Origin of the sequence: Pelagimonas varians, from assembly GCF_003208435.1 — a bacterium.
In the GTDB taxonomy this organism is placed as follows: Bacteria; Pseudomonadota; Alphaproteobacteria; order Rhodobacterales; family Rhodobacteraceae; genus Pelagimonas; species Pelagimonas varians.
In genome coordinates, this window is record NZ_QKMF01000009.1 from 123,912 (window position 1) to 148,476 (window position 24,565).

The window sequence follows — 24,565 nt, forward strand, 5'->3', positions numbered from 1 at the left end:
CCCAAATGGAAGCCAGCCACTTTCCGGCGCTGCTGGCACGCGCCGAAACCTTGGCAGGTACGGTGCTTTTGGGGGAACACGGGCGCAGACGCGCTGGGGCCGGGGATGATTTTTGGCAATACCGGCCTTTGCAGCCGGGCGACAACTACCGCCACATTGACTGGCGCAGATCAGCCAAGGGCGATGATCAATTTATCAGTGAACGCGAATGGCAGGTCGCCCAGAGTGTTCAGCTGTGGGTCGATCCCGGCGCATCCATGCGCTTTTCCTCCTCGCGGGATCTACCAACCAAAGCCGACCGTGCCCGACTGATCGCTCTGGCAATTGCCGTTCTTCTTATTCGGGGCGGTGAACGTGTTGGCCTGACCGGCTGGGATCTGCCACCGCGCCGCGGCGAAGCCCAAATGCTTCGGCTGGCGGAAATGTTCGGCCGCGATGACGACTCTGACTATGCCGAACCCGAGGCACGCGGCATGCTGCCCCATGCAAAGGCGCTATTTGTTTCGGATTTTCTGTCCGATATTGCCCCGATCGAAGCCGCTTTGGCCAAGGCCGCTGACAGAAATGTACGCGGCACTTTGGTGCAGGTGCTTGATCCGGCAGAAGAAGCCTTTCCGTTTCAAGGGCGGACCATTTTCGAAAGCGTCGGGAAATCCGTGGCGTATGAAACGCTCAAAGCAGGCGATTTGCGGGATCGCTATTTGTCGCGTCTGGCAGAGCGCAAGGACCGCCTTGAAACCTTATGCCGGCAAACCGGCTGGCAGTTTTATTGCCATCACACAAACCAAAGTGCGCAATCCGCACTTCTTTGGCTTTATCGCGCATTGGATGGGGGCCACCCATGACCTTGTTTGGTGTACTTGGCATCACGACGCCTTGGCTGCTGCTCAGCCTGCTGGCACTACCGATCTTGTGGGTCATTTTGCGGGCTGTGCCGCCTGCCCCTGTGCGCCGAAAGTTCCCCGGTGTCGTTTTACTTTTGGGCCTGAAAGACGACGAACAGGTTACAGACCGCACGCCATGGTGGCTTTTGCTGCTGCGCATGCTGGCTGTTGCGGCGGTGATTTTCGGCCTGTCGGGGCCAATTTTGAACCCAGAACCAAAGACCGAAGCGGCAGGTGATGCACCACTGCTTGTAATCATGGACGCCAGCTGGGCATCGGCCACAGATTGGCGGGCGCGCATGGTCACCTTGGACGGGCTTTTGACGCAGGCCGGACGCGAAGGTCGCACGGTCGCCTTGTTGCGCCTGACCAATCCTGAACCGGTACAATTCAATAGTGCCGACGTGCTGCGTAGCCGTCTGACCGGCGTGCAACCCGAACCTTGGCAACCCGGCAAGGCAGACATGCAGCGCGCTATGGCCGCCCTGCCTGAGGGAGAATTCGACAGTTTCTGGATGTCTGACGGTTTGGCCCGCGATACCCGCGCCCCTTTGTTGCAAGTACTCGAATCCCGCGGAACGCTTAAGGTATTTGAAAACGCCCGCACACTCTTTGCACTTGGCCCTGCGACCCTTGAGGATGGGCATTTGGCCATGACGTTGCACAGGTTGCGCGCCGGACCAGAGGCCACTGTCACTTTGGCTGGACATGGCAAAGACCCCGCAGGGAATCCCGCCTTGCTCTTTGAATCCGAGGTGACATTCGAAGATCAAGCGCTGATCGCAGAAACCAAACTGTCGCTGCCCGCCGAATTACGGGCCCGGATCAGCCGTTTTGAAATCCAAGGCACCCGCAGCGCCGGAGCCGTCACGCTTCCCGATGACAGCCTGCGCCGCCGCGAGATAGCACTGATTGCGGGCCGCGGAGGCAGCGAAGGGCTCCAGCTTCTCGACCCGCTGCATTATCTGAACAAGGCATTGGCCCCGACAACCGACATTCTGAACGGGTCGCTCGAAGATGTGCTGCCTGCCAATCCGGACGTGATCGTTCTGGCCGATGTTGCGACACTCAGTCCGAGCGAAGAGTTCGCTGTTCTTGAATGGCTTGCCCAAGGCGGCCTGCTGCTGCGTTTTGCCGGACCGCGCCTTGCTGCCAGCGACATCAGCCGCACCGACGAAGACCCCTTGATGCCGGTGCGGTTGCGCGCCGGTGGCCGCACGGTGGGTGGGGCCATGAGCTGGGGAGAGCCTAAAACGCTGGCTCCCTTTGCCAGCGACAGTCCCTTTGCTGGCCTGAATGTTCTGGACGAAATCACGGTTCATAGTCAGGTGATCGCCCAGCCGGATCCAGCGCTGGCGGATCGTGTGATTGCGCAACTGAGCGACGGAACACCCTTGGTAACCCGCAAATCTGTGGGGCAAGGTCAGGTGGTACTGGTACATGTGACCGCAAATGCCGAATGGTCAAATCTCCCGATTTCCGGCCTGTTTGTGCAAATGTTGGAACGTCTGTCAATTTCGTCCAGTGTCGGCGTCTCCGAGGATCAAAACCTTGAAGGCACAACATGGCAACCGCTGTCCGTTCTTGATGCTTTCGGCAAGCTGCGCGGCGCGGATACATTGCCCGGTGTCGACGGTTTGGTTCTGGCCCAAGCTGTCTTGAGCGCCGATTTGCGGCCGGGCCTCTACCAAGGCGAGGACCGCACACTGGCCCGCAATGTGATTGCAGCCGATCCGCAACTACAGCCGATGGTTTGGCCTTCGGAAGTTTCAGTTCTAGGTCTGAACCGCCCGCGTGAAACACCGCTTGGCGGCTGGTTTTTGGCTGCGGCTATCTGCCTTTTACTGGCCGATATTATCGCCTCTCTCGCCTTGTCAGGCCGGTTATTAGGGGCACGCGCTGCCATGGCGATATTGTTGCTCGCCGGTTTGCCCATTGATGGCAATGCCCAAACAACCGATGAACAACTTGCCATTGCCGCCACATCCGAAGTGGTCTTTGCGCACGTTCTGACCGGAGATGACAAGCTGGATCAACTGGCGGGGGCTGCCATGCGCGGCCTATCCGATACGCTGTTTTACCGCACATCGGTCGAACCGGCCCTGCCGATGGCGGTCAATCTTGAGGAAGATGAGCTGGCGTTCTTCCCCTTTTTGTATTGGCCGATCAGCGCCAATCAGGCGATTCCGTCCGATGCGGCCTATGCCAAGCTGAACACCTATCTTCGCTCCGGTGGTATGATTTTGTTTGACACCCGTGACGCAGATATCGCCGGATTCGGTGCGACCACAGCAAATGGCCGCAAATTGCAGGCTTTGGCCGCACAACTGGATATACCCCCGCTGGAACCGATCCCCCAAGATCACGTGCTGACGCGCACTTTTTACCTGCTACAGGACTTTCCCGGCAGGTACGTTGGCCGCGATGTTTGGGTCGAAGCGGCACCGCCGGACGCCAAGTTGGTCGAAGGCATGCCGTTCCGCAATCTGAACGACAATGTAACTCCGGTGGTGATTGGTGGAAACGACTGGGCTTCGGCTTGGGCCGTCGATGAAACCGGTCTACCCATAGTACCACTGGGGCGCGGGTTTACCGGCGAACGGCAACGTGAAATCGCCAATCGCTTTGGCGTCAATCTGGTGATGCATGTGCTCACCGGCAATTACAAATCAGATCAGGTTCACATTCCTGCGCTGCTCGATAGGTTAGGCCAATGATCGGAAACATCGTTTTTGACCCTCTGCTGCCTTGGGCTGTCATTTGGAGCTTGGCCGCTTTGGCTGCGGTTGGCGTGGTCTTGGCCCTATGGCGCGGCTTGTCTGGCTGGGCACTTCGATTGGGGGCCGGTTTGGTCCTGATAGGCGCATTGGCGCAACCGTCGTACCAAATCGAAGACCGCGCCCCGCTGTCTGACATTGTCTTGATCCTAGTTGACGAAAGCGCATCCCAACGGCTGGCCAATCGGGCCGCCGTAACATCTGGGGCAGCCGATCAACTAGAAGCCCGCCTTGCCGCACGGCCCAACACCGAAATCCGCCGCATTCCTGTTGGTGATGGCCCCGATGACGCTGGAACCGAGCTGATGACTGCGCTCTCAACCGCTATGGCCGAAGAGCCCAGAGGCCGGATTGCAGGCATCTTTTTGCTGTCTGACGGCCGCCTGCACGATCTTGAACAGGCGCCAGATTTACCCGCCCCATTGCATCTTTTGCTGACGGGCCGCGACACGGATTGGGATCGCCGTTTGACCGTGCGCAATGCCCCTGGATTTGCCATTTTGGGCGAAGAAGTCTTGCTTACCTTGCGGATCGACGACGATGGTGCCGCCCCGGGAGATCTGCAATCCGAACTTTTGATTTCTGTCGATGGAGACACGCCCCAAAGTTTTATGGTGCCCGTCGGCCAAGACCTCGAACTCCCCATCACCCTACCTCATGGCGGGATGAACGTGATCCAGTTCACCGTCCCCACAGCATCGGATGAGTTGACGGACAGGAACAACACCGCTTTGGTACAAATCAACGGCGTGCGTGATCGGCTTCGGGTGTTGTTGGTATCGGGCGAACCACATGCTGGCGGGCGCACATGGCGCAACTTGCTCAAATCGGATGGCTCGGTTGATCTGGTGCATTTCACCATTTTGCGCCCGCCAGAAAAACAAGACGGCGTGCCAGTCAACGAGTTGTCTCTGATCGCTTTCCCCACGCGCGAACTGTTTTTAGACAAGATTGACGACTTTGATCTGATCATCTTTGACCGTTACAAGAGGCGCGGCATTCTGCCATCGCTCTACCTCGACAATGTGCGAAACTATGTCGAAAAAGGCGGGGCTGTGTTGGTTGCGGCGGGGCCTGATTTCGCATCGGCGGATTCGATATATCGATCGCCTTTGGGGGAAGTTTTGCCAGCCGAACCCACAGCCCGCGTCATAGACCAAGCGTTTTTGCCATTGGTGACCGATCTTGGCCTGCGCCACCCCGTGACAGCCGGTTTGACGGGACCCGAAGATTGGGGCCGATGGCTCCGCCAGATTGAGCTGGAACCCAATTCGGGTTCGACGGTGATGGAAGGCGCAAACGGCAAGCCGCTGCTGGTGTTGGACCGTGTCGGTGAGGGGCGCGTTGCCTTGCTCGCCTCGGATCAAGCATGGCTTTGGAGCCGGGGATATGAAGGCGGCGGACCGCAGCTGGACCTGCTGCGCCGTCTGGCGCATTGGATGATGAAGGAACCTGAACTGGAAGAAGAAGCGCTGTGGGCCGAAGTCACCGGCCAAACCATGCGCATCATCCGTCGGTCTTTAAAATCCAGTGTCGGAACCGTGACTGTCACCCAACCCGATGGCAGCCAGTCCGAAGTTGCCCTGACCGAAGTCAGTCCCGGCCGGTTCGAAGCCCTTTACACGGGTGCCGAAATTGGCCTGTACCGGTTGAAGGAAGGTGCACAATCTGCAGTGATCGGCCTTGGCCCGGCGGCCCCCAAAGAATTTGTGCAAACCATCGCCAGCGGCGCTGAATTGGCGGATCTGATTGCCACACAACGCGGCGGTGTGATGGCCTTGCAAGACGGGGTTCCGCAGATCCGGACAGTTAGATCCGGCCGGCCAGCCGCCGGGCGCGGCTGGGTCGGGATCACCCCCCGTGCAGCGTTTGAAACTCTGGATGTGCGCCAGACCCCCCTTTTGCCAGCGTGGTTGGTGTTGATGCTGGCCGCCCTGATGATTGTCGGGGCTTGGCTGCGCGAAGGACGCAACTAAGCCCTGCCTTGATAGACGCTACGGCAATGTCAGTATGAACAAATCTTCCGACCAGCCATCAACCACACACCGCGACCGGATAAACACCTCGGTCACGGTGTCTGGAACTTGAACACCCGACAGGCTACGCGTGAAGGGTTGCTCATTCACATGTGGATGCGCCAAAACGCGGGTGCCTAGAACCGCCCCCGACGCATCTTCAATACGCCAACCGTCGGCATAGTGATCCCATCCCGTATCCGGATGGGCCAGCGTCACGGAAAAAGACCAGCTTACGCCAGATTGCTGTGCCGAAGCACCGGTGATTTCGGGGGGATCCGCCTGCGCCAACCCAGCCAGAAACAATAGAGGAATCGTATATTTCATCCCGCCACTTTACCCAAACTGTCCGGCGCGCCAAATCACGACACCGTGCTGTCACTTACCTCAAGCAGCACAGCCCTTGAAATCGAAGCAAATTCGCGGCGCAGTATCACGGCCAATGTAAATGCAGTGGCGACCATCAGGGCAATTGGACCACCCAGCCAAGCCGCCGACGCGATGCCGAAATAAACCGACCGCAAGCCGCGATTATAGGCCTTGGCCGCTGTGATATTCACCTCGCCCGCCTTCATCGCGCGCGGCATTGCGATTGGGTCGTTTGGGTCATTTGGAACCGCCGCCATCAATATCGAGCAATACCCAAACAATCGATGAGACCAGACAAACTTTAAAAATGCATTGGCGGCCAGCACCAGCATCAAGATCAGTTTCAATTCCCAAACAACAACCGGATCGGCAGCTCCTGTTGTCAGATCTTGGGCGACACCGCGCAACCGGTCTGCGTTGCCCAAAAGGGCAAAGCCACCGCCAATTGCAATCATACTGGCCGAAGCAAAGAAAGACGTGCCCTGCCGAAGACTGGCAATAATCTGGCTATCGAATATCCGTGGTTCACGGGTCACAAATTCGCGCATCCAAATTCGTCGGTATTGCGCCATTAATTGCGATGTCGAGGGGCGGCGTTTGGGCGGGTTCTCAATGAACCAGCTTATACCCAGCCAGACCGCCAAAAAGCAGCTGACGGCGATCAGATCCAGTTGGGACAGCGCCTCGATTGCAGTGGTCCAGCCCATTTAAAACGGTTTGACCACGACGGCCCACAAGATGGCGATAACACCGAAAACGCTGACTTCGTTAAAGATGCGCAGAAAGAATTCGCTCTCCGTGAAAATGCCTTTGCGGGCGCGGATGACCAACCGACCGGTCCAGATGTAATGTGCCGTCAAGAGCACAATCAACGCCAGCTTGAGATGGACCCAAGCAGGCCAGCCCAAATCATGCGCCATCCACAGACCCGTTATCAGCGCAATCACACCAAGACCGGCGGAAAAGCGGTACAGCCGAATCGTGAGATCGCCCAAAGGGCCGAATTCGCCCAGCTTGTCCCACTCGCGCTTCCAGTAGATCAATGCCCGCGGCACGGCAAAGATAGAAGTCATCCAGCCCATGACGCACAATAAATGTATGATTTTAACCCATTCCATACAGGCAAATGACCGCTACAGGCAGTAAAGTGCAAGCGGTCTTCTGCCCGATCTGACACTTTGGCCTCGCAATTTCGAAATTTTGGTTATATAAAGTTACCAATTTAGCGAGGTGCCTTATGGAAATGCCAATCCCCAATGCGTCAGTCCTGGCCCGCAAGGACCGGATCGTAGCGAAATTGAGCGCGGTTTTGCCAGCCAATGCGGTCATTTCGGACGAAGCCGAGACGCGCGCCTATGAATGTGATGCGCTGACGGCCTATCGCTGCCCCCCTTTGGCCGCTGTCCTCCCAACCACAACCGAGCAAGTTAGTGCCATTCTCAAAATTTGCCACGCCGAAGGGGTGCCCGTTGTGCCGCGCGGGTCTGGCACATCACTCGCGGGGGGGGCCTTGCCGACGGCTGACTGTGTCATTTTGGGTGTGGCGCGGATGAACGGCGTGCTGGAAACCGATTACAACAACCGGTTTATTCGGGTTCAAACCGGTCGCACCAACTTGTCCGTGTCCGGTGCCGTCGAAGAGAATGACTTCTTCTACGCCCCGGATCCCTCGTCGCAATTGGCCTGCGCCATTGCCGGAAATATCGCGATGAATTCCGGCGGGGCGCACTGCTTGAAATACGGTGTGACCACCAACAACCTTTTGGGCGTCACAATGGTTCAAATGGACGGCACGGTTATCGAGATCGGCGGCGCACATCTAGATTCTGGCGGGCTGGACCTGCTAGGCTTGATTTGCGGCTCCGAAGGCCAATTGGGCGTCGTGACCGAAGCCACGCTGCGTATTTTGCGCAAACCGGAAGGTGCACGGCCGGTTCTGATGGCTTTTGACAGCAACGAAGTCGCGGGGGCCTGTGTCAGCGATATGATCAAGGCCGGTGTTCTGCCGGTTGCCATCGAATTCATGGACCGGCCGATTTTGGAACTGGCCGAGAATTTCGCCAAAGCCGGATATCCCGATTGCGAAGCTCTTTTGATCGTCGAGGTAGAAGGATCGGACGCGGAAATCGACGAACAACTTACGCTCATCCTTGAAATCGCCCGCCGTCACAATCCGGTTGAGCTGCGCGAGGCCAAAGACGCAGAGGATGCCACCCGCATCTGGCTTGGCCGTAAATCGGCCTTTGGGGCAGTGGGCCAGGTCGCGGATTACATGTGCCTTGATGGCACAATTCCGGTTTCGGAACTGCCGCGCGTGCTGACCGGAATTTCCGAGCTTTCGAAAAAATACGGGCTGCGCGTTGGCAATGTATTCCACGCAGGCGACGGCAATATGCACCCGCTGATCATGTTTGACGCCAACAAAGCGGGCGATCTGGAACTCTGCGAACAAATGGGGGCAGAGATTTTGCGCCTGTGTGTCGAAGTTGGCGGTTGCCTGACAGGTGAACACGGTGTTGGAATCGAAAAGCGTGATTTGATGGTCGATCAGTTCACAACCCAAGATTTGGAGGTGCAGATGGCGGTCAAAGATGTGTTTGACCCGACATGGCTTCTCAATCCTGCCAAAGTTTTTCCACTACAGTCGTCGCAATCGCGCCGCGCGGGCCAGTTGGCCGCTGAATAAGGGCACGTTTCATGACAATTTTGACCCCGAAAACCGAGGCCGAATTGGCCGAAGTCATTGCTGGCACCCAAGGTCCGATCTGCGTGCGCGGCGGCGGCACCCGGCCCGGCGGCCATGTCGAGGCTGAAACGGTTCTGCAGACCGCCGCCTTGTCTGGCATCACTTTATACGAACCCGGCGCACTCACGCTGGTCGTGCAGGCGGGCACCCCGCTGCAAGACATCGAGAAACAACTGACAGACGAAAAGCAACGTTTGGCGTTTGAACCGATAGACTATCGCGGTTTGATGGGTACATCAGGCCAATCGACCATCGGCGGCGTCATGGCCACAAACACCAGCGGACCGCGCCGCATTCAAGCTGGAGCAGCCCGCGATTTCGCACTTGGCGTTCGGTTTGTCGATGGAACTGGAACCGTGCTTAAAAATGGCGGGCGGGTGATGAAAAACGTCACCGGTTATGATTTGGTCAAGCTGCTTTGCGGCAGTTGGGGAACGTTGGGCGTGCTCAGCGAAGTCAGCTTGAAAGTTCAGCCTATCCCCGACACCTCGGCCTGTATCTTGATCAATGGCCTGACCAATCAGCAAGCCGTTGATGCGATGTCAAAGGCGCTCGGCTCACCCTTTGAAGTCACGGGAGCGGCCCATGCCCCAGAAGGGGTGGACGGCCATCCCGTCACAATGTTGCGCATTGAAGGGTTCGAGAAATCAGTTTCTTACCGCGCGGCTCAGTTGAAAGACCTCTTTGGTGCATATGACGTGTCAATTGAAACCACACCGGAAAAGCTATCCGCCGGATGGAAGTGGGTTCGCGATGTCGAACTCATGCATGGGCTTTCCGGCGATGTCTGGCGGATTTCATGCAAACCATCCGATGGGCCGGAATTGGCGGCGCGGTTGAAGGCGGACAAAACCTTGTTTGATTGGGGCGGAGGATTGATCTGGGCCTTGCTCCCGGAGCGAACCGACGCAAGGGCGCGGCTTGGCGAATTTGCAGGCCATGCAACACGGGTTCGCGGTGCGCCTTTGACCAATATTCCAATGTTTCATCCGGAACCTGCCGCTTTGGCAACACTTTCCAAATCTCTTCGCCTCAAATTCGACCCCCATGGATATCTAAACCCGGGGATTATGGATTGATGGATACCCCCACCCTACTCGCCTATGCGATCACCTTTATCGGGGGGCCGCTGATTTGCGCGGCATTGTTGCGGCTGCCGACGCACTTGTGGTCGATCGGCGGCTTGGCGGTCCTTGTCGGACTTGCAATCATCGCAGCCAATCAGATGCAGAAAACGTCAGATACCGTGTCTTACCGCCCCTTGGCAGCCCTTTGGCTGGCTTGGGTTCTGGGCGTTGCCATGGTGGCACTGGCCCTAAACCGTCGGATCACGGCCCGAAATATACGCCGCTGGATTACCCTGACCGCCATTTTGGCGACCACTTTGCCTTGGTTCGGATTGGCCACGGCACAAATGATGGTTTGATATGCAAACAACGTTTTCCCCTGAGCAGCTCAAAGACCCCGGCACCGCGCGCGCCAATGAAGTCCTGAGAAACTGCGTGCACTGTGGTTTTTGCACGGCAACATGCCCGACCTATCAAGTGCTTGGCGATGAGTTGGACAGCCCGCGTGGCCGGATTTACCTTATCAAGGACATGCTTGAAAACGAACGGGTGCCGGATGAAAAAACAGTCCAGCACATTGATCGCTGCCTCAGCTGTTTGGCCTGCATGACAACCTGCCCGTCCGGTGTGCACTACATGCATCTGGTTGATCATGCCCGTGCTTACATCGAAGAAACCTACAAGAGACCGTTGTCGGATCGCTTGCTGCGGTGGATTTTGGCGGCGGTGCTGCCGCATCCGACACGGTTCCGGCTGGCCCTGCTTGGCGCGAAAATCGGACGGCCTTTCGCATTCTTGATGCCCGATGCCCGGCTTAAGGCCATGCTAGAAATGGCCCCGAAAAAGATCCCGCCCGTGAGCCGCAACGATGACCCCCAAAGCTTCGAAGCCGAGCAGCCGCGAAAAATGCGGGTCGCCTTGATGACTGGCTGCGCCCAAAAAGCGCTGAACACGGATATCAATGATGCCACTATTCGCTTGCTCACCCGCCTTGGCTGCGACGTTGTTGTGGCCAAAGGGGCCGGATGTTGCGGGGCCCTGACCCACCACATGGGCAAGTCAGATCAAAGCCACGAAGCCGCCGCCAAAAACATCACGGCGTGGGGGGCGGAAATGGATGCAGACGGCCTTGATGCAATCGTTATCAACACCAGCGGCTGTGGTACGACGGTCAAGGATTACGGCCATATGTTTCGCAATGATCCCTTGGCAGATGGCGCGCAGCGTGTCGCGGACATCACTATGGACATCAGCGAAGTGTTGATGAAGTTGGACCTGCCCAAAGGCGCACCAAAAGGCACACGTGTGGCCTATCATGCGGCCTGTTCCCTGCAACACGGCCAACAGATCAAAACCTTTCCCAAAGACTTGCTTAAGCGGGTCGGATTTGAGGTGGTCGAGCCCGCAGACAGCCATCTGTGCTGCGGTTCTGCCGGAACTTATAACCTGATGCAGCCAGAGATTTCCGGTCAGCTGAAGGCACGCAAGGTCCAAACGCTTGAGGCCAAATCACCTGACATTATCGCGGCTGGCAATATCGGCTGCATGATGCAAATCGGGTCGGCAACAGACGTGCCGATCGTGCACACAGTTGAACTGCTCGATTGGGCCACTGGTGGCCCGAAACCGGCTGCCTTGGGCTGAAAATCGCCGGTTGTGTTGTATGGCTTCGGCGCAGGGCATGCTCTAAACTGCAAAAGGCAAAACCTGCCCTATTTTTGCCTTACTTGACTCATAGGTGTCGGCAAAACGGGAATACAACTTGCGGCTTATTGCATCTCTCTTTCTTCTCATTTGGGGTTCCTGCGCCGCCGCGCAGGGCCTGTTCTCCATGGACACCACGGAAGATGGCCGCATGTGGGAGGGCGTTGGACGCCTTGAAATATCAGGAGAAGCGTTTTGTACCGGTGCCTTAATTGAACCCGGATTGGTTCTAACGGCCGCCCATTGTTTATTTGACCCAATCACCAGCAGACCGGTACCCGTTGCTGAGATCCAGTTTCTAGCCGGATGGCGTAACGGGCGTGCGGCAGCCTATCGCCGCGTGCGGGCGGCGGTTGCGCATCCAGACTATGACTATAACAACCCTTCGGAAACCGATCGTGTGCGCAATGATCTGGCTTTGATCCAACTGCAACATCCAATCCGCAACACCACAATCGACCCTTTTGGCACCGATGCCCAGCCTGCCCCAGGTGCACGGGTTGGCGTGGTATCCTACGCCCACAACAGATCCGAAGCGCCATCTTTGCAGGAGTTGTGTCAAGTGATGTCGCGCCAGGATGGTATGTTGATCCTGTCGTGCGACGTCGATTTCGGAGCCTCGGGCTCACCCGTGTTTTCTTTCGACGACGCGGGCATTCCGCGTATCGTTTCGGTTGTCTCTGCCAAGGCCCAAGCCAATGGGCAGGCAGTATCCTTGGCAACCACTTTGGATGGCCCATTGGCACAGGTCCGTTTGGCGCTAGAGAGCTTTGGTGACAAGGGGGTTGGCCTATCGCCAATGGCAGCCGGCAACCGCCGTGAGACAGGTGCCAAATTCATCAAACCCTAAGGCACCCGACACACGTGCGGGGACTTTGGTGGCAATATTTTGCCGCCAAAGCCTGTTTCGTAAAACCGCAACGAAACCGTAGCCCAAGGTCTTGAAAGGCCGAAAACACCCCCCATCTTTATTCCATCAGAGCGCCTAATGCTGGGCTTTGAACAGACCTAAGTGCCTGTCCCATATGGGAAGGTTCAACACCGGATCGCTTTACGGAGGATTCCATGAGACATTTTGATTTTGCCCCCCTGCACCGCGCAACTGTCGGCTTTGACCAGATTGCGGACATGATGGATCGCGTTTTGGCCAACGACGCCCCACAACAGGGTTACCCGCCTTATAACATCGAAAAAACCGCCGATGATGCCTATCGGATTTCGATCGCCGTAGCTGGCTTTTCGGAACAGGACCTCAGCATCGAAGTCAAACCAAATGCTCTGGTCGTCGCGGCAAGCAAAGCGAGTGAAGATGCCCAAAAGGCCTACTTGCATCGCGGCATCGCCACGCGGGCGTTTGAGCGCAGCTTCCACCTTGCCGATCATGTTCGCGTGCTTGGGGCGACCCATGAAAACGGAATGCTGCATATCGATCTGGCACGCGAAATCCCAGAAGCGCTGAAACCGCGCAAGATCGAGATTTCTAAACCGGTCGGCGCTGCATCCGCCGGAGAAGAATTGGTTGACGCACAACCTGTGAACTGACCCCCGTTCAATTAGGTTATGCGACAAGGCCTCGGCATCCCCTGCCGGGGCCAAAGTCGTTTCGCACCAAACGACAAGCTTGACTCACCCGTCGCCTGATTTATGCAAGAATGCATGGATTGGACATCAGTTAATTTCGATTGGAACAGGGCGCGCGCCTTTCTCGTCACCGCCGAAGAGGGGTCACTCTCTGCGGCGGCCCGTGCTTTAAACATGGCGCAGCCAACGCTGGGGCGGCAAGTTTCAGCCATTGAAGAAGAGCTGGGTGTCACACTGTTTGAAAGGGTGGGACGCGGGCTTGAATTAACAGAAGCTGGATCGCGATTGTTGGTCCACGCCCGCACGATGGGCGAAGCCGCGCAATCCTTGTCCCTTGCCGCCACAGGCCAGTCGAAGGCGGTGGAAGGTCATGTCGCGATTTCAGCGACGGAACTTTATTCCGTTTGGGTGCTGCCCCGCGTTGTGCGACATCTGCGCAATATCGCACCCGGCATCACTATCGAAGTGGTATCCTCCAACGAGATTAGCGATTTAAAGCGGCGCGAGGCCGATATCGCCATCCGCAACACCCGCCCCGATGATCCCGACCTGATCGGCAAATTGATTGGCAATGATTCCGGTACGTTTTTTGCATCGCCAAGCTATCTGGAGAAGCTCGGACCGGTATCGACGCTAGCAGATCTGGCAGACGCCGACTTTGTTGGTTTCGGGGAATTTGACGAATTCTTGGGGGCGCTGCAAGGCTTTGGCGTTCCAATCACCAAGGCCAACTTCCCAACCCGCTCTGCCTCTCATACGGCGCATTGGGATTTGGCCAAAGCCGGGCTTGGCATCGGCATCGGCCCCTGCGCAATGGGGGACGCAGACCCCGGCCTTCACCGCGTCTTACCCACAGAACCACAGTTCGAATATCCGGTTTGGCTGGTCGCCCACCGAGAACTGCGAACCAACCCCCGCGTGCGTTTGGTTTGGGATGTTTTGGCGGAAATGCTACCAGGTATTTTGCAGGGCACCCCCTAACCACTGCCGATCAAGGCACCCGCTGCAAAGACCAAGGCCCCGCCAACAACAACTTGGAACGTCGCACGCCAAAACGGTGTGTCCATGAATTTATTCTGAATCCATGCAATGGCCCATAGCTCGATGAAGACCACGACAAAGGCGATGGTCGTCGCTGTCCAAAAATCCGTGATGAGGTAGGGCAAAGCATGGCCCAAGCCGCCAACGGTCGTCATAATGCCTGACGCGAAACCCCGCTTCCAAGGAGAACCGCGCCCCGACAACTGACCATCATCCGAGGCCGCTTCGGTAAAACCCATGGAAATCCCCGCCCCGACTGACGCCGCAAGCCCAACCAGAAAGGTTGTCCACGTATTTTGGGTCGCAAAGGCGACGGCAAAAATTGGCGCGAGGGTGGACACTGATCCATCCATCAACCCGGCAAGGCCCGGCTGCACCCATGTCAACAAGAACTGGCGCTTTGCGGTCGCATCCTCGCTTGCCCGTGCATCGTCGGTCAGCGCATCTTTGGTCAGCGCCTCGGCTGTTGACTGGTGGCCCGCTTCGGCCGCCGCCAAATCCCCAAGCAGCTTGCGCGTACCGGTGTCCGTACTGCGCTGTGCAGCCATTTTGTAGAATCGCTCTGCGTCGCGCTCCATCGCCGCTGCTTCTTCGCGAATGCGTTCTATTGACAGGTTCTCGATCAACCAAACCGGACGGCGGGCATAATAGCCAGCCACGTGTTCGCGGCGGATCAACGGAATGACAGCGCCGAAACGACTTTGATGAAGGTCAATCAGGGCCTGTCGGTGCGTATCCTCTTCGGCTGCCATGCCATCGAAGACCTGCGCTGAATCCGGGAATTCACCACGAAGCCTTTCTGCATAGCTACGGTAGATTTGGGCATCATCTTCTTCCGAGGAAATCGCCAAAGCGAGAACCTCCTGCTCTGACAAATCATCAAACCGACGGCGTTGGGTCAAAAAGCGCATGTTGCGAGCCTCTTTTTAGAATACTTCTAATGTAATTCTATTTTCAAATGCTGCAATGCGGAATTTTGAACTAATCAGTTCACTTTTCACTTGCAAACTAAACTGTATAGTTTAGTTATTTTACCCAGAACAAATCAGTAGGATTGATCGAAATGAGATCCATAGCCCTTGCCGCCCTTTTTGCCATTTCCGCCAGCTCTGTTATGGCGTTCCCCTCCATGCCCTTTCCCGACCTCAGCTTTCCGGCACCGTCAGACGGCGGCGTCAGCCAAGGCTGCTCATCGATCTCAACTGGCAAGATTGTGTGCGAGTAGTGCTTGTCGCCTTGCCGCACTTCCTCCGCCGCCTCTATAAAGGGGCGGTGAAGGCAGGGAAATATAATGGCAACTGACACTGGTGTCCGCAAAGGGCGCAAATTCGATCAGGTTTTGGAGGGCGCACGCGAAGTGTTCCTACGAGACGGTTTCGAAGGCGCAAGCGTCGATGAAATTGCGCGTCAGGCGGGCGTATCCAAGGCAACGCTTTACAGCTACTTCCCCGATAAGCGACTGTTATTTATGGAAGTTGCGTCAAGCCAGTGCCGTTTGCAAGCCAACGAAGCGCTTGTGTCGATGGATTTGACGGCCCCGCCCCGGCAAGTATTGAAACAAGCGGGTCAGGTTTTCTTGGGATTCATCTATTCCGACATGGGCCAGCGGATGTTTCGCATTTGTGTAGCCGAATCCGATCGGTTTCCGGAAATTGGCCGCGAGTTTTACCAAAGCGGGCCGATGGTCATGCGGCAGGCTGTAACGGAATATCTCACTGCGGCGCGAAGTCGCGGTGAATTGCAGATTGACGATATGGCCTTGGCTGCTGACCAGTTTGCCGAATTGTGCAAGGCGGACCTTCACCCGCGGCTCATGTTTGGTATCCAGACTTCGTTTTCAGATATCGAAATTTCGCGGATTGTGGATGGCGCCGTCGAAACCTTCATGGCACGTTACGGCACATAGCGCCCCTTCGTTCGGGGCTGCGGTTTGCCTTGGAGAATGTGCATGCAGACAGTTTCGGAAAATCGGTGTTTTGGCGGTATTCAGGGCGTCTATAGCCACGCCAGTTCGGCCTGCGCCTGCGATATGACCTTTGGGCTGTTCTTGCCCGATACTGCGCAATTTGGCGAAGTGCCACTGCTTTGGTATCTGTCTGGTCTGACCTGCACCCATGAAAATGCCATGGCCAAAGCGGGTGCGCAAGCATGGGCCGCCGAAGAAGGCATTGCGCTCGTCTTTCCGGACACCTCTCCGCGTGGCGAAGGTGTGGCGAATGACGAAGCCTATGATCTGGGCCAGGGTGCCGGATTCTATGTGAACGCCACCCAAAATCCTTGGGCACCGCATTTTCAAATGTGGGACTATGTCGCCGAAGAATTACCTGCGCTTTTGGGCGCAAACTTTGCCGTGGATCTGGAACGCCAATCCATCACCGGCCATTCTATGGGCGGACATGGTGCACTCACCCTTGCGATGTCCTTGCCCGGTCGCTTCAAATCCGTATCGGCCTTTGCACCGATTGCCAATCCAACCGCCAGTGATTGGGGCCGCAAACAATTGGCCGCCTATTTGGGCGCGGACGAAGGCCAATGGGCCGCACATGACGCATCGATTTTGATGCAAGAAACCGGTTTTGACGGCCCCGTTTTGATTGATCAAGGCACCGAAGATCAGTTCTTGGATCTGCTGAAACCCGAAGCACTAAGCGCAGCCATGGCCGCCAAACGTCAGGACGGCACTTTCCGGATGCAAAAAGGCTACGACCACAGCTATTTCTTTGTGTCGACATTCATGGAAGACCACGTGGCATTCCATTCCAATGCGCTGTACGCCTGAAGGCGCAATCAAACATGCATAGCGCGGCAACGGCCCTTGCGGCCTGCCGCGTTCACCGAAAGCCGCTATGACCCAGACCACCCTTTATATTGATGCCGATGCCTGCCCCGTTAAAGCCGAAGCAGAGCGCGTTATCACCCGCCACAAAGTGCCCATGAAACTGGTGTCAAACGGCGGTTTGCGGCCACCCGCCAATCCATTGGTTGAAACTGTTATTGTGCCCGATGGGCCGGATGTAGCCGATATGTGGATCGCCGATCGCGCAGGCAAAGGCGATGTGGTTGTCACCTCTGATATGCCATTGGCCGCAAAATGTGTCGAAGCCGGCGCGCAGGTCTTACGACATGACGGATCGATCTTGAACCAAGCCAATATCGGCCAACAACTTGCCATGCGTGATTTGATGTCGGACTTGCGGTCTGCTGATCCATTTCGCCAAGGCGGCGGCAAAAGTTTTTCCAAGGCAGACAGGTCGCGCTTCCTCGATTCATTGGAACGGGCATTGCGGTCAGCAAAGAAAGAGGCAGGGCTATGAAACCCGAAGCAGTAATTTTCGACATCGGCAATGTACTGATCGAATGGCAACCCGAACGCTATTACGACGCCGTGATCGGAGAAGAGCGCCGCCGCGCCATGTTTGCCGCAGTCGACCTGCACGGGATAAATGACCAAGTTGATCGCGGTGCCGATTTTCGTGACACCATCTACGGTGCCGCAGAGGAATACCCCGAGTTTCGCAGTGAAATCAGAATGTGGCATGACAACTGGCTTGATCTGGCCAAACCGGCGATCCCGCAATCCGTTCGCTTGCTACGTGCCCTGCGCGCCCAAGGCACCAAAGTTTTGGCGCTGACCAATTTTGGCATCGGGACATGGGCAATTGCCACACCGCAGTATGAATTTTTGAAGGAATTTGACCACGCTTATGTGTCGGGGCACATGGGCGTCATCAAGCCCGAGCCGCTGATTTATGAGATGGTCGAAGACGATTGCGGCATCAATCCAGAATCGCTTTTGTTCACTGACGACCGCATCGATAACATCAATGCCGCCTTGGCCCGTGGTTGGCAGGTTCACCACTTTACCGGCCCGCAAGGCTGGGCTGATTGTCTGGTCTCGCATGGCCTACTAACACCCGAGCAAGCAACATGATCACCTTTATCCCCTTTGCCGAGGGTGAGGCAAAACTAGACTGGATCGCCCTAACCGATGCGATCGAAGCGGGACACAAATTGCCCAAAGCAGAAATCACCGATACGTTTTTATATCGCGGCAAGGACACCCTTCTGAACCGATCCGCCTGGATTGACGGGCTGGGTCTGGCCGTCAAAGCTGCCACAATCTTCCCAGACAACCCCGGAAAAGGCGCACCGATGGTCAACGGCGCGGTTAATCTGTTCTCGGACAGCCATGGCGGCCTTGAGGCCGTTGTCGACTTCCACCTTGTGACCAAGTGGAAAACAGCTGGCGACAGCCTTTTGGCCGCGCGCAAATTGGCCCGCCCTGACAGCAAACACATCTTGATTGTCGGGGCTGGCACCGTCGGCAGGTCCTTGCATGCCGCCTATTCCGCAGCCTTTCCACAGGCATCCTTCATGCTGTGGAACCGGTCCGAAGCCTCGGGCAAGGCGATGGCCGATGATCTGGGCCTAAGCTGGATGCCCGATCTGGAAACGGCCATGGGCGAGGCAGATATCATCACCTCGGCCACCATGGCCTCAGAGCCGTTTATTCGCGGTGAGTGGATAAAGCCCGGCACGCATTTGGACCTGATCGGTGCCTACCGCCCTGACATGCGCGAAGCAGACGATCTGGCCCTGCAACGCGCACGGGTTTTTGTGGACAGCTTTGACACCACGATTGAACATATCGGAGAACTCAAAGCACCGCTGGCTTCGGGGGCGATTGCCCGCGATGATGTGTTGGCCGACTATTACGGAATTGGCGATTTCAAACGTCAAAGCGATGATGAAATCACCCTATTCAAAAACGGCGGTGGCGCGCATCTGGATCTGATGGTGAGCCGGTATATCCTAGACAGCTGGACCGCATGATCTGGGTGTATCTGTGTTTGGCCGCAGGTTTATTCAGTGCAGCCATTCTGCCCGCCTACCAAGAATCAAAACGGCGCGCTCCTGTAGCGGCGCAGCCCATGGCCAAACTGCCACAAGGCAATACCTTTTATCGTTGGTATGGCCCTGAAAACGGTTCGGTTGCTGTCTGTGTGCATGGGTTATCAACCCCTTCAATTGTCTATCACGAGCTCGCACAGCACTTGGCGTTGATGGGCTATCGGGTCTTGGTCTACGACCTGTTCGGGCGCGGGGCCTCGGCCACGGTGCGCGGCAGACAAACACCCGCGTTTTTTGCCAAACAGTTCAACAACCTGCTGGACGATCAAGGCATCAAGGATGACATCACATTGATCGGCTATTCCATGGGGGGCAGCATCGCGGCACATGTGGCTGCCGAAAACCCTGACCGGTTCCGGGAACTGATCTTGCTTGCGCCCGCAGGCATGGGCGAAGAGCTGGGCAAGATGGCGCGGTGGGCGGCGAAATGGCCGGTTATTGGCGATTGGGCCTTCTTTCTTGGCTATCCCAAACACATGCGGGCGGGATTAGAAAAAGACGCGGGCATAGGCGCGAAAGCCCCCAGCATTCTGACCCAACAATTCGCCGAATTGGACAGACGGGGCTTTGTCGGTTCTGTTTTGTCATCCCTGCGCTGGACACTGAGGCAGACCCAAGAAGAAGCGCATAGAAAGATGGCGCAATCCGATTTACCGGTGACGGCAATCTGGGGGCAAGCAGACACGGTGATCCCCTTGCGTGCACTTGGCACGCTGACACAGTGGAACCGCCATGTTCAGCAAGTGGTGATCGACGGGGCCGGACACGGCCTGCCGCACACACATGCAGCCGAGGTAACACAGGCCCTCAATGATGGTTGCTAGGCAGGCGACATCACTGCTGATCGGTTTTCCTTGATCGGCAGATGCACAATCACGCTAAAGGCCCCGACGCCGACGCCGATCCACCAAACCATCGTGTAATCGCCGTAGATATCAAACAGCCGCCCCCCCAGCCACACACCCAAAAAGCTGCCGATCTGGTGCGACAGGAAGACGATGCCATAGAGCGTCCCCATGTAGCGCACCCCGTATAGATGCGCGACAAGTCCGGATGTCAGCGGCACCGTGGCCAACCAGAACGCCCCCATCGCGGACGAAAAAATGATCACTGACGTGGGCGTGATTGGCATCAAAATGAACACCGATGCAATAATTGTCCGCAGCGTATATACTCCGGCCAGCAAATATTTCTTGCTGTAGCGATTGCCAAGCCACCCCGCCATAAGCGTTCCGACGATATTGAACACTCCGATAAACGACAGGGATACAGCCCCCAGCATGGATGTGGTCGAAATCCCGATGCTATCCAGCAATCCGCCTGCTGCAATCGGCCCGCACATTTCGCGCACAAATGCTGGAAAATGCGCTGTGACAAAACCCAGTTGATAACCGCAGCTAAAAAACCCCAGAAAGATCAGGGTAAAGGACGGATCGCGGACGGCCTTGCCCAAGATGGCACCCATGCTTTCTTGCAGCTCGACCCTGGTGGCGACAGGCGCACGCATCAAGGGCAGCAAAAGCAAAACCGACAAAATGACCGCCGCGAAGACTAGGAACACTTGCTGCCACGCCATCACACCCAGCATCCATTCCGCAACAGGCGCGCCAAAGATTTGCCCGGCGCTGCCTGCCGCCGTGGCGATAGCCAAGCTCATCGAACGGTGTTCATCGCTGCTGGCGCGGCCTACTACTGCCAAAATCACTCCAAAACCGGTTCCGGCGATGCCAAACCCTACAAAGAATTCGTAGAATTGCAGTGCCTGCGGCGTCATGGCCGAAGCCGACAAGACCAAACCGGTTGCATAAAAAACCGCCCCCAGAATGATTGCTTTGCGGTCCCCCACTTTTTCAGCAATCGCGCCAAAGAACGGCTGACCAATGCCCCAAGCCAGGTTTTGAATGGCAACCGCCAGAGAGAATTCCGACCGCATCCAGCCAAAATCATCCGCAATCGGTATTTGAAAAACCCCAAAGCTGGCCCGGATGGCAAATGAAACAAGGATGATCGCGCAACCCACCAATAGAACGGGGTTGAACATGGTGGTCCGGCTTTGCATTTGGCGCGCTCCTGAAGTTCCGGCAAACTGGCGATCTGAAACAAAATCGTCAAATTGATTTATTTCATCGATCACATCAGCATGTTTTATGTATCAAAGCGCCCTACACTTTAGCCGCAACTTTGGATAAGTCCGGCATATGGATAGCTTGCACGATATATATCAGGCCCGAGTTGCCTCGGGCGCACTCAAAAGCGACGATGCGCAACTGGCCGCTTTGCCCGAGCTGGAACGCATTCGCGCCGAACTGGCCCAACCCGTGAAACGCGGTTTTTTCCGCAAAGCGCCTGAACCGCCGAAGGGGTTGTACTTGTGGGGCGGGGTTGGACGCGGCAAGTCGATGCTGATGGATCTGTTTGTAGATGCGTTGGACGTGCCAGCGCGGCGTGTGCATTTTCATGCCTTTATGCAAGAAATCCACACCGATATGCACCGTTTGCGGTCCGACGGGGTCGAAGACCCGATCAAACCCGTCGCCAAAGCTGTCAGTGATGCAGTGCGCGTTCTAGCCTTTGATGAAATGCAGATCACCGATATTACCGACGCAATGATTGTAGGCCGCTTGTTCGAGCAGCTTTTTGCAGCGGGCTGTGTTGTGGTCACAACATCGAACCGCATTCCCGACGACCTGTACAAAGATGGGCTGAACAGACAATTGTTCGTGCCTTTCATCGGCCAGCTCAAAGAAAAAATGGTCGTCAAGGAACTGGTTTCCGAGCGCGACCACAGACAAGACCGTTTACAAGGCGCGCAAGTCTATTTCACCCCCGCTGACAGCAATGCCCGCAAACAGATTGATGTATTGTGGGATGAACTGACGCACGGGCTTGAGGAGCCGCTGACTTTGCACGTCAAGGGCCGCGAAGTCAAATTGCCCCGCTATCACAATGGTGTCGCCCGCGCGCCGTTCTATGACCTGTGCGGCAAGATGCTTGGCCCCGGTGACTACCTCAAACTGGCCGAAACGGTGCGGGTGTTGATGGTCGAAGATATCCCGCAGCTTGGCCGCAGCAATTTCAACGAAGCCAAACGCTTTGTCACGCTGGTCGACGCCCTGTACGAAGCCGGTGTTTGCCTGATCGCCTCGGCCGCTGCCAAGCCCGAAATGCTGTATGTCGAAGGCAGCGGTAGTTTTGAATTTGAACGGACCGCCAGCCGTTTGCGCGAAATGCAAAGTGCCGAATGGGGTGTCCGGGCCTTCAAGAAATAGCCAAAAAAAATCAGGGTCCCGAAGGACCCTGAAACTGCTCGTGTGGCTTTTTAAGTCTGCCTGTTGGTAATTCCGTTATTGGGTTTCGGGGACACGCAAAATCATACCCGCCCGCAAATCGGCGGGGTTGGCCAACTGTTCAGGGTTGGCTGACAAGATTTGCAAATAGGCCACGGTCGTTCCGTAGAAACGGAAAGCGATACCGGGCAGGCTATCCCCGTCTTTGACTGTATAAGTACGCACCTGCGCCTTTGGCTCAGCGGCCAAGGCTGTGGCTATTTCGGACCCGAGCGCCGGGATGCGGGCATTGGGTGCGGGCGTTTCACTCTTAGGCTCTACAGGGCGCTGAAATGCACCGATGATGCCATAGCTAAGGGCGGTGACTGCGTCGTTGCCGGACGTGCTAGGTGTAAGCGACTGCGGCGCGGGGGCTGCGACAGTTGGAGGGGTCAGCGATACAGTTTTCTGCACCAAACCGGCTGGGCGCGCCGTCGGGCGGATCGTGGGAATCGCGGCAACTTCTTGTTTGATGACTTGCTGCAACGGCGCAGGTTCTGGGGTTGGCGCCGGTTGCGACAATACAATGCCACTTGGGGCCATGGCGGGGGACAGGCTCAGCGGAGCGGGCTCTGACCGGCTTACTTCGTTGTAAACACGATCCTTGTCAGGGCGATCACCCAAACCCCAAAGAACTGCACCGATCATTGTAATCGTGCCGAATGACAATGCGATAAGCCGTATCATGCGCGCCCCCGAACGGTAGACGCGTTGCCGGTCTGACCGGCGACGAGATGCGAAATCATAAGTATTCCCCCAAAGGACCGCATAATCGAAAGAGGCAGCTTTCGGCGGTTCCCTTGGTTATATGCGAATCACTTGATTGACGTCAACATTTAGTAGGCCCGTCAAGGGGTATGATTAGCACATCTATGCAACCACAATAGGTTGCGGTTCACTTGGCAGGCAAAATGAGGCTCTGACCGCTACGCAAATCGTCCGGCCGAGACAAAATCTTTTGGTTTGCGGCAAACAATGGCCCCGTCATATTGATGTCACCGTAAACTTTTTCGGCAATGGACATCAAACTGTCGCCGGTTTGGACCACGTAAATATTTGGCGCTGCCTTGACCGCAGGTACAATCGTTGCCGTCCGCAAGCTAGGGCTCGTGGCGACTGGCGCGTCTCCCAATGAACGACGCACAATTGTATGCAGCAAACTGCCCGGTTGACCCGGCGCACTGTCGCGTCCGGTGGCGTGGTTCAGACCTGACAAAGTATCCCACGTCATCTTGCGCAAAGACTGATCATCCAAATCACTTTGGGCCGCGATCCGCCCGACCGGTTGACGCGGCTGGACGGCAGACAACGCAGCAGGAGCAGACACTTCGACCAAAGGCGGCGTTTGGGCCGCCTGACTTAGGGCAGGTTCGGCGCGCGTGACCACAGGTTCGGAAACCGGATCATCAGAAGCAAGACGGCCGGCACCGGGCTGCATCACAACCAAGACGATGGTGACAGCCACAAAAGCCAATCCAAAAAGAACCATTCTGATCATCGTACACTCCTTACGCTTGCGGACTGCGCACATCGGAACCTGCGCTGCGTGCTTGAACACTCATCGGCTAACTGCCGTATTCAGGCCGAGCCCGATCCACGCATTTAAACCACCGCGATAATACTTTAATTTGCTCGGCGGATATCCCGCATCTAACAGGCTACGCACGGCCTCTGTAGCATCGGCGTCATCTGGACCTGTGCCAAAAACTGCCAAGTCATAGGCACCAGAAAAATCCCCTGACCGAACTCCCAGCGCATTCAACAAATCGTCACGATAGGGGTTATCGGACCTGAGCGTCGCCGAAGGCACATTCACGGCCCCCGGAACAGTTCCGACCGCATAGCCTTCGGGCAATCGCACATCGACCATAAGTCCCGCATTGGCGGACACAAACATTTCCAGAAAATCGAGCACCTCAAGCTCACCAATCGTGGCCACCCCGGGTGCGGCCTGCATAGGCTGCACGCAGGCCGGTGGACAGGCTGGGCCACTGCGGATGATCGATATAGATGCACCGTTGACAGAAAACTGAAAACCGTCACGGCTTTGCGTAATCTGACTACTTTGAGCGCCAACCGGCAGAGCCAGCACAATTGCGGCAACTGCGGTCGTGATTAGACCTAGGTTCATCTGCTCATCCTCT

26 protein-coding genes are annotated in these 24,565 nt (G+C 56.6%); 18 read left to right on the forward strand and 8 right to left on the reverse strand.

From position 1 onward, the window contains the following. Positions 1 to 5: 5 nt before the first annotated feature. Genes C8N36_RS13425 through C8N36_RS13435 form a run of 3 tightly spaced genes read left to right on the forward strand, consistent with a single transcriptional unit; the run spans position 6 to position 5,637 of the window. On the forward strand, positions 6 to 845 hold the full coding sequence (locus C8N36_RS13425) for a DUF58 domain-containing protein (protein ID WP_097805128.1): 840 nt from the start codon (positions 6 to 8) through the stop codon (positions 843 to 845). Then, positions 842 to 3,601, forward strand: a complete 2,760-nt coding sequence (locus C8N36_RS13430) for a DUF4159 domain-containing protein (RefSeq protein ID WP_097805127.1) — start codon at positions 842 to 844, stop codon at positions 3,599 to 3,601. Before C8N36_RS13425 ends, C8N36_RS13430 begins: the two co-directional genes overlap by 4 nt. Beyond that, positions 3,598 to 5,637, forward strand: a complete 2,040-nt coding sequence (locus tag C8N36_RS13435) for a glutamine amidotransferase (protein WP_097805126.1) — start codon at positions 3,598 to 3,600, stop codon at positions 5,635 to 5,637. The genes C8N36_RS13430 and C8N36_RS13435 overlap by 4 nt, the downstream gene beginning before the upstream one ends. An 18-nt stretch (positions 5,638 to 5,655) precedes the next feature. On the opposite strand, the gene C8N36_RS13440 is transcribed toward C8N36_RS13435, so the two are convergent. Genes C8N36_RS13440 through C8N36_RS13450 form a run of 3 tightly spaced genes read right to left on the reverse strand, consistent with a single transcriptional unit; the run spans position 5,656 to position 7,163 of the window. Continuing rightward, positions 5,656 to 6,003, reverse strand: coding sequence for a hypothetical protein (locus tag C8N36_RS13440; protein WP_097805125.1), 348 nt, complete (start codon positions 6,001 to 6,003; stop codon positions 5,656 to 5,658). A 35-nt stretch (positions 6,004 to 6,038) separates the two neighbouring features. Next, positions 6,039 to 6,752 carry a DUF599 domain-containing protein gene (locus tag C8N36_RS13445; protein ID WP_097805124.1) on the reverse strand — a complete coding sequence of 238 codons (714 nt, stop codon included), beginning with the start codon at positions 6,750 to 6,752 and terminating at the stop codon, positions 6,039 to 6,041. Beyond that, a complete protein-coding gene (locus C8N36_RS13450) occupies positions 6,753 to 7,163 on the reverse strand; it encodes a CopD family protein (RefSeq protein ID WP_097805123.1) in 411 nt (136 codons plus the stop codon). A 119-nt stretch (positions 7,164 to 7,282) separates the two neighbouring features. Here C8N36_RS13450 and C8N36_RS13455 point away from each other — a divergent pair, with 119 nt between their 5' ends. The 7 genes from C8N36_RS13455 to C8N36_RS13485 all read left to right on the forward strand — a co-directional run bounded on the left by C8N36_RS13455 (position 7,283) and on the right by C8N36_RS13485 (position 14,124). After that, positions 7,283 to 8,731, forward strand: a complete 1,449-nt coding sequence (locus C8N36_RS13455; RefSeq protein ID WP_097805122.1) for an FAD-linked oxidase C-terminal domain-containing protein — start codon at positions 7,283 to 7,285, stop codon at positions 8,729 to 8,731. A gap of 20 nt (positions 8,732 to 8,751) precedes the next feature. Beyond that, positions 8,752 to 9,870, forward strand: coding sequence for an FAD-binding protein (locus C8N36_RS13460; RefSeq protein ID WP_097805239.1), 1,119 nt, complete (start codon positions 8,752 to 8,754; stop codon positions 9,868 to 9,870). Beyond that, a complete protein-coding gene (locus C8N36_RS13465; RefSeq protein WP_097805121.1) occupies positions 9,870 to 10,217 on the forward strand; it encodes a hypothetical protein in 348 nt (115 codons plus the stop codon). Before C8N36_RS13460 ends, C8N36_RS13465 begins: the two co-directional genes overlap by 1 nt. A 1-nt stretch (position 10,218) precedes the next feature. Beyond that, positions 10,219 to 11,502 carry a glycolate oxidase subunit GlcF gene (gene glcF, locus C8N36_RS13470; protein WP_097805120.1) on the forward strand — a complete coding sequence of 428 codons (1,284 nt, stop codon included), beginning with the start codon at positions 10,219 to 10,221 and terminating at the stop codon, positions 11,500 to 11,502. A 187-nt stretch (positions 11,503 to 11,689) separates the two neighbouring features. Next, positions 11,690 to 12,412, forward strand: a complete 723-nt coding sequence (locus tag C8N36_RS13475; protein ID WP_097805119.1) for a trypsin-like serine peptidase — start codon at positions 11,690 to 11,692, stop codon at positions 12,410 to 12,412. A 215-nt stretch (positions 12,413 to 12,627) separates the two neighbouring features. After that, complete coding sequence (locus C8N36_RS13480) at positions 12,628 to 13,104, forward strand: Hsp20 family protein (RefSeq protein WP_097805118.1); 477 nt, start codon at positions 12,628 to 12,630, stop codon at positions 13,102 to 13,104. Positions 13,105 to 13,218: 114 nt separating this feature from the next. Next, positions 13,219 to 14,124, forward strand: a complete 906-nt coding sequence (locus tag C8N36_RS13485; RefSeq protein ID WP_176527097.1) for a LysR family transcriptional regulator — start codon at positions 13,219 to 13,221, stop codon at positions 14,122 to 14,124. Here the strand turns inward: C8N36_RS13485 and mbfA are convergent. Then, positions 14,121 to 15,095: an iron exporter MbfA gene (gene mbfA / locus C8N36_RS13490; RefSeq protein WP_097805116.1), complete on the reverse strand. Its 975-nt coding sequence runs from the start codon at positions 15,093 to 15,095 to the stop codon at positions 14,121 to 14,123. The two genes, C8N36_RS13485 and mbfA, sit on opposite strands and share 4 nt — an antisense overlap. A gap of 152 nt (positions 15,096 to 15,247) precedes the next feature. Here mbfA and C8N36_RS24180 point away from each other — a divergent pair, with 152 nt between their 5' ends. The 7 genes from C8N36_RS24180 to C8N36_RS13525 all read left to right on the forward strand — a co-directional run bounded on the left by C8N36_RS24180 (position 15,248) and on the right by C8N36_RS13525 (position 19,919). Further along, positions 15,248 to 15,409, forward strand: a complete 162-nt coding sequence (locus tag C8N36_RS24180; RefSeq protein ID WP_170125874.1) for a hypothetical protein — start codon at positions 15,248 to 15,250, stop codon at positions 15,407 to 15,409. Between the two features lie 66 nt (positions 15,410 to 15,475). Then, on the forward strand, positions 15,476 to 16,090 hold the full coding sequence (locus tag C8N36_RS13500; protein WP_097805114.1) for a TetR/AcrR family transcriptional regulator: 615 nt from the start codon (positions 15,476 to 15,478) through the stop codon (positions 16,088 to 16,090). Positions 16,091 to 16,132: 42 nt separating this feature from the next. Then, complete coding sequence (gene fghA, locus C8N36_RS13505) at positions 16,133 to 16,963, forward strand: S-formylglutathione hydrolase (RefSeq protein ID WP_097805113.1); 831 nt, start codon at positions 16,133 to 16,135, stop codon at positions 16,961 to 16,963. Positions 16,964 to 17,030: 67 nt separating this feature from the next. Continuing rightward, a complete protein-coding gene (locus tag C8N36_RS13510) occupies positions 17,031 to 17,498 on the forward strand; it encodes a YaiI/YqxD family protein (RefSeq protein WP_097805112.1) in 468 nt (155 codons plus the stop codon). After that, on the forward strand, positions 17,495 to 18,115 hold the full coding sequence (locus C8N36_RS13515) for an HAD family hydrolase (protein ID WP_097805111.1): 621 nt from the start codon (positions 17,495 to 17,497) through the stop codon (positions 18,113 to 18,115). Before C8N36_RS13510 ends, C8N36_RS13515 begins: the two co-directional genes overlap by 4 nt. Then, positions 18,112 to 19,017, forward strand: coding sequence for an ornithine cyclodeaminase family protein (locus C8N36_RS13520; RefSeq protein WP_097805110.1), 906 nt, complete (start codon positions 18,112 to 18,114; stop codon positions 19,015 to 19,017). The genes C8N36_RS13515 and C8N36_RS13520 overlap by 4 nt, the downstream gene beginning before the upstream one ends. 98 nt (positions 19,018 to 19,115) lie before the next feature. Then, positions 19,116 to 19,919, forward strand: a complete 804-nt coding sequence (locus tag C8N36_RS13525; protein ID WP_170125875.1) for an alpha/beta fold hydrolase — start codon at positions 19,116 to 19,118, stop codon at positions 19,917 to 19,919. Here C8N36_RS13525 and C8N36_RS13530 read toward each other — a convergent pair. Then, complete coding sequence (locus C8N36_RS13530) at positions 19,916 to 21,154, reverse strand: MFS transporter (protein ID WP_097805238.1); 1,239 nt, start codon at positions 21,152 to 21,154, stop codon at positions 19,916 to 19,918. The genes C8N36_RS13525 and C8N36_RS13530 overlap by 4 nt on opposite strands. 139 nt (positions 21,155 to 21,293) lie before the next feature. On the opposite strand from C8N36_RS13530, the gene zapE reads away from it, so the two are divergent. Continuing rightward, on the forward strand, positions 21,294 to 22,364 hold the full coding sequence (gene zapE, locus C8N36_RS13535) for a cell division protein ZapE (RefSeq protein WP_097805108.1): 1,071 nt from the start codon (positions 21,294 to 21,296) through the stop codon (positions 22,362 to 22,364). A 75-nt stretch (positions 22,365 to 22,439) separates the two neighbouring features. Here zapE and C8N36_RS13540 read toward each other — a convergent pair whose 3' ends face one another. From C8N36_RS13540 to C8N36_RS13550, 3 genes are all read right to left on the reverse strand, one after another. Further along, complete coding sequence (locus C8N36_RS13540; RefSeq protein WP_097805107.1) at positions 22,440 to 23,108, reverse strand: LysM peptidoglycan-binding domain-containing protein; 669 nt, start codon at positions 23,106 to 23,108, stop codon at positions 22,440 to 22,442. Positions 23,109 to 23,316: 208 nt separating this feature from the next. Beyond that, positions 23,317 to 23,919 carry a LysM peptidoglycan-binding domain-containing protein gene (locus C8N36_RS13545; protein WP_097805106.1) on the reverse strand — a complete coding sequence of 201 codons (603 nt, stop codon included), beginning with the start codon at positions 23,917 to 23,919 and terminating at the stop codon, positions 23,317 to 23,319. 60 nt (positions 23,920 to 23,979) lie between these two features. Further along, positions 23,980 to 24,552, reverse strand: a complete 573-nt coding sequence (locus C8N36_RS13550) for a rhodanese-like domain-containing protein (RefSeq protein WP_170125876.1) — start codon at positions 24,550 to 24,552, stop codon at positions 23,980 to 23,982. Between the last annotated feature and the right edge of the window lie 13 nt (positions 24,553 to 24,565).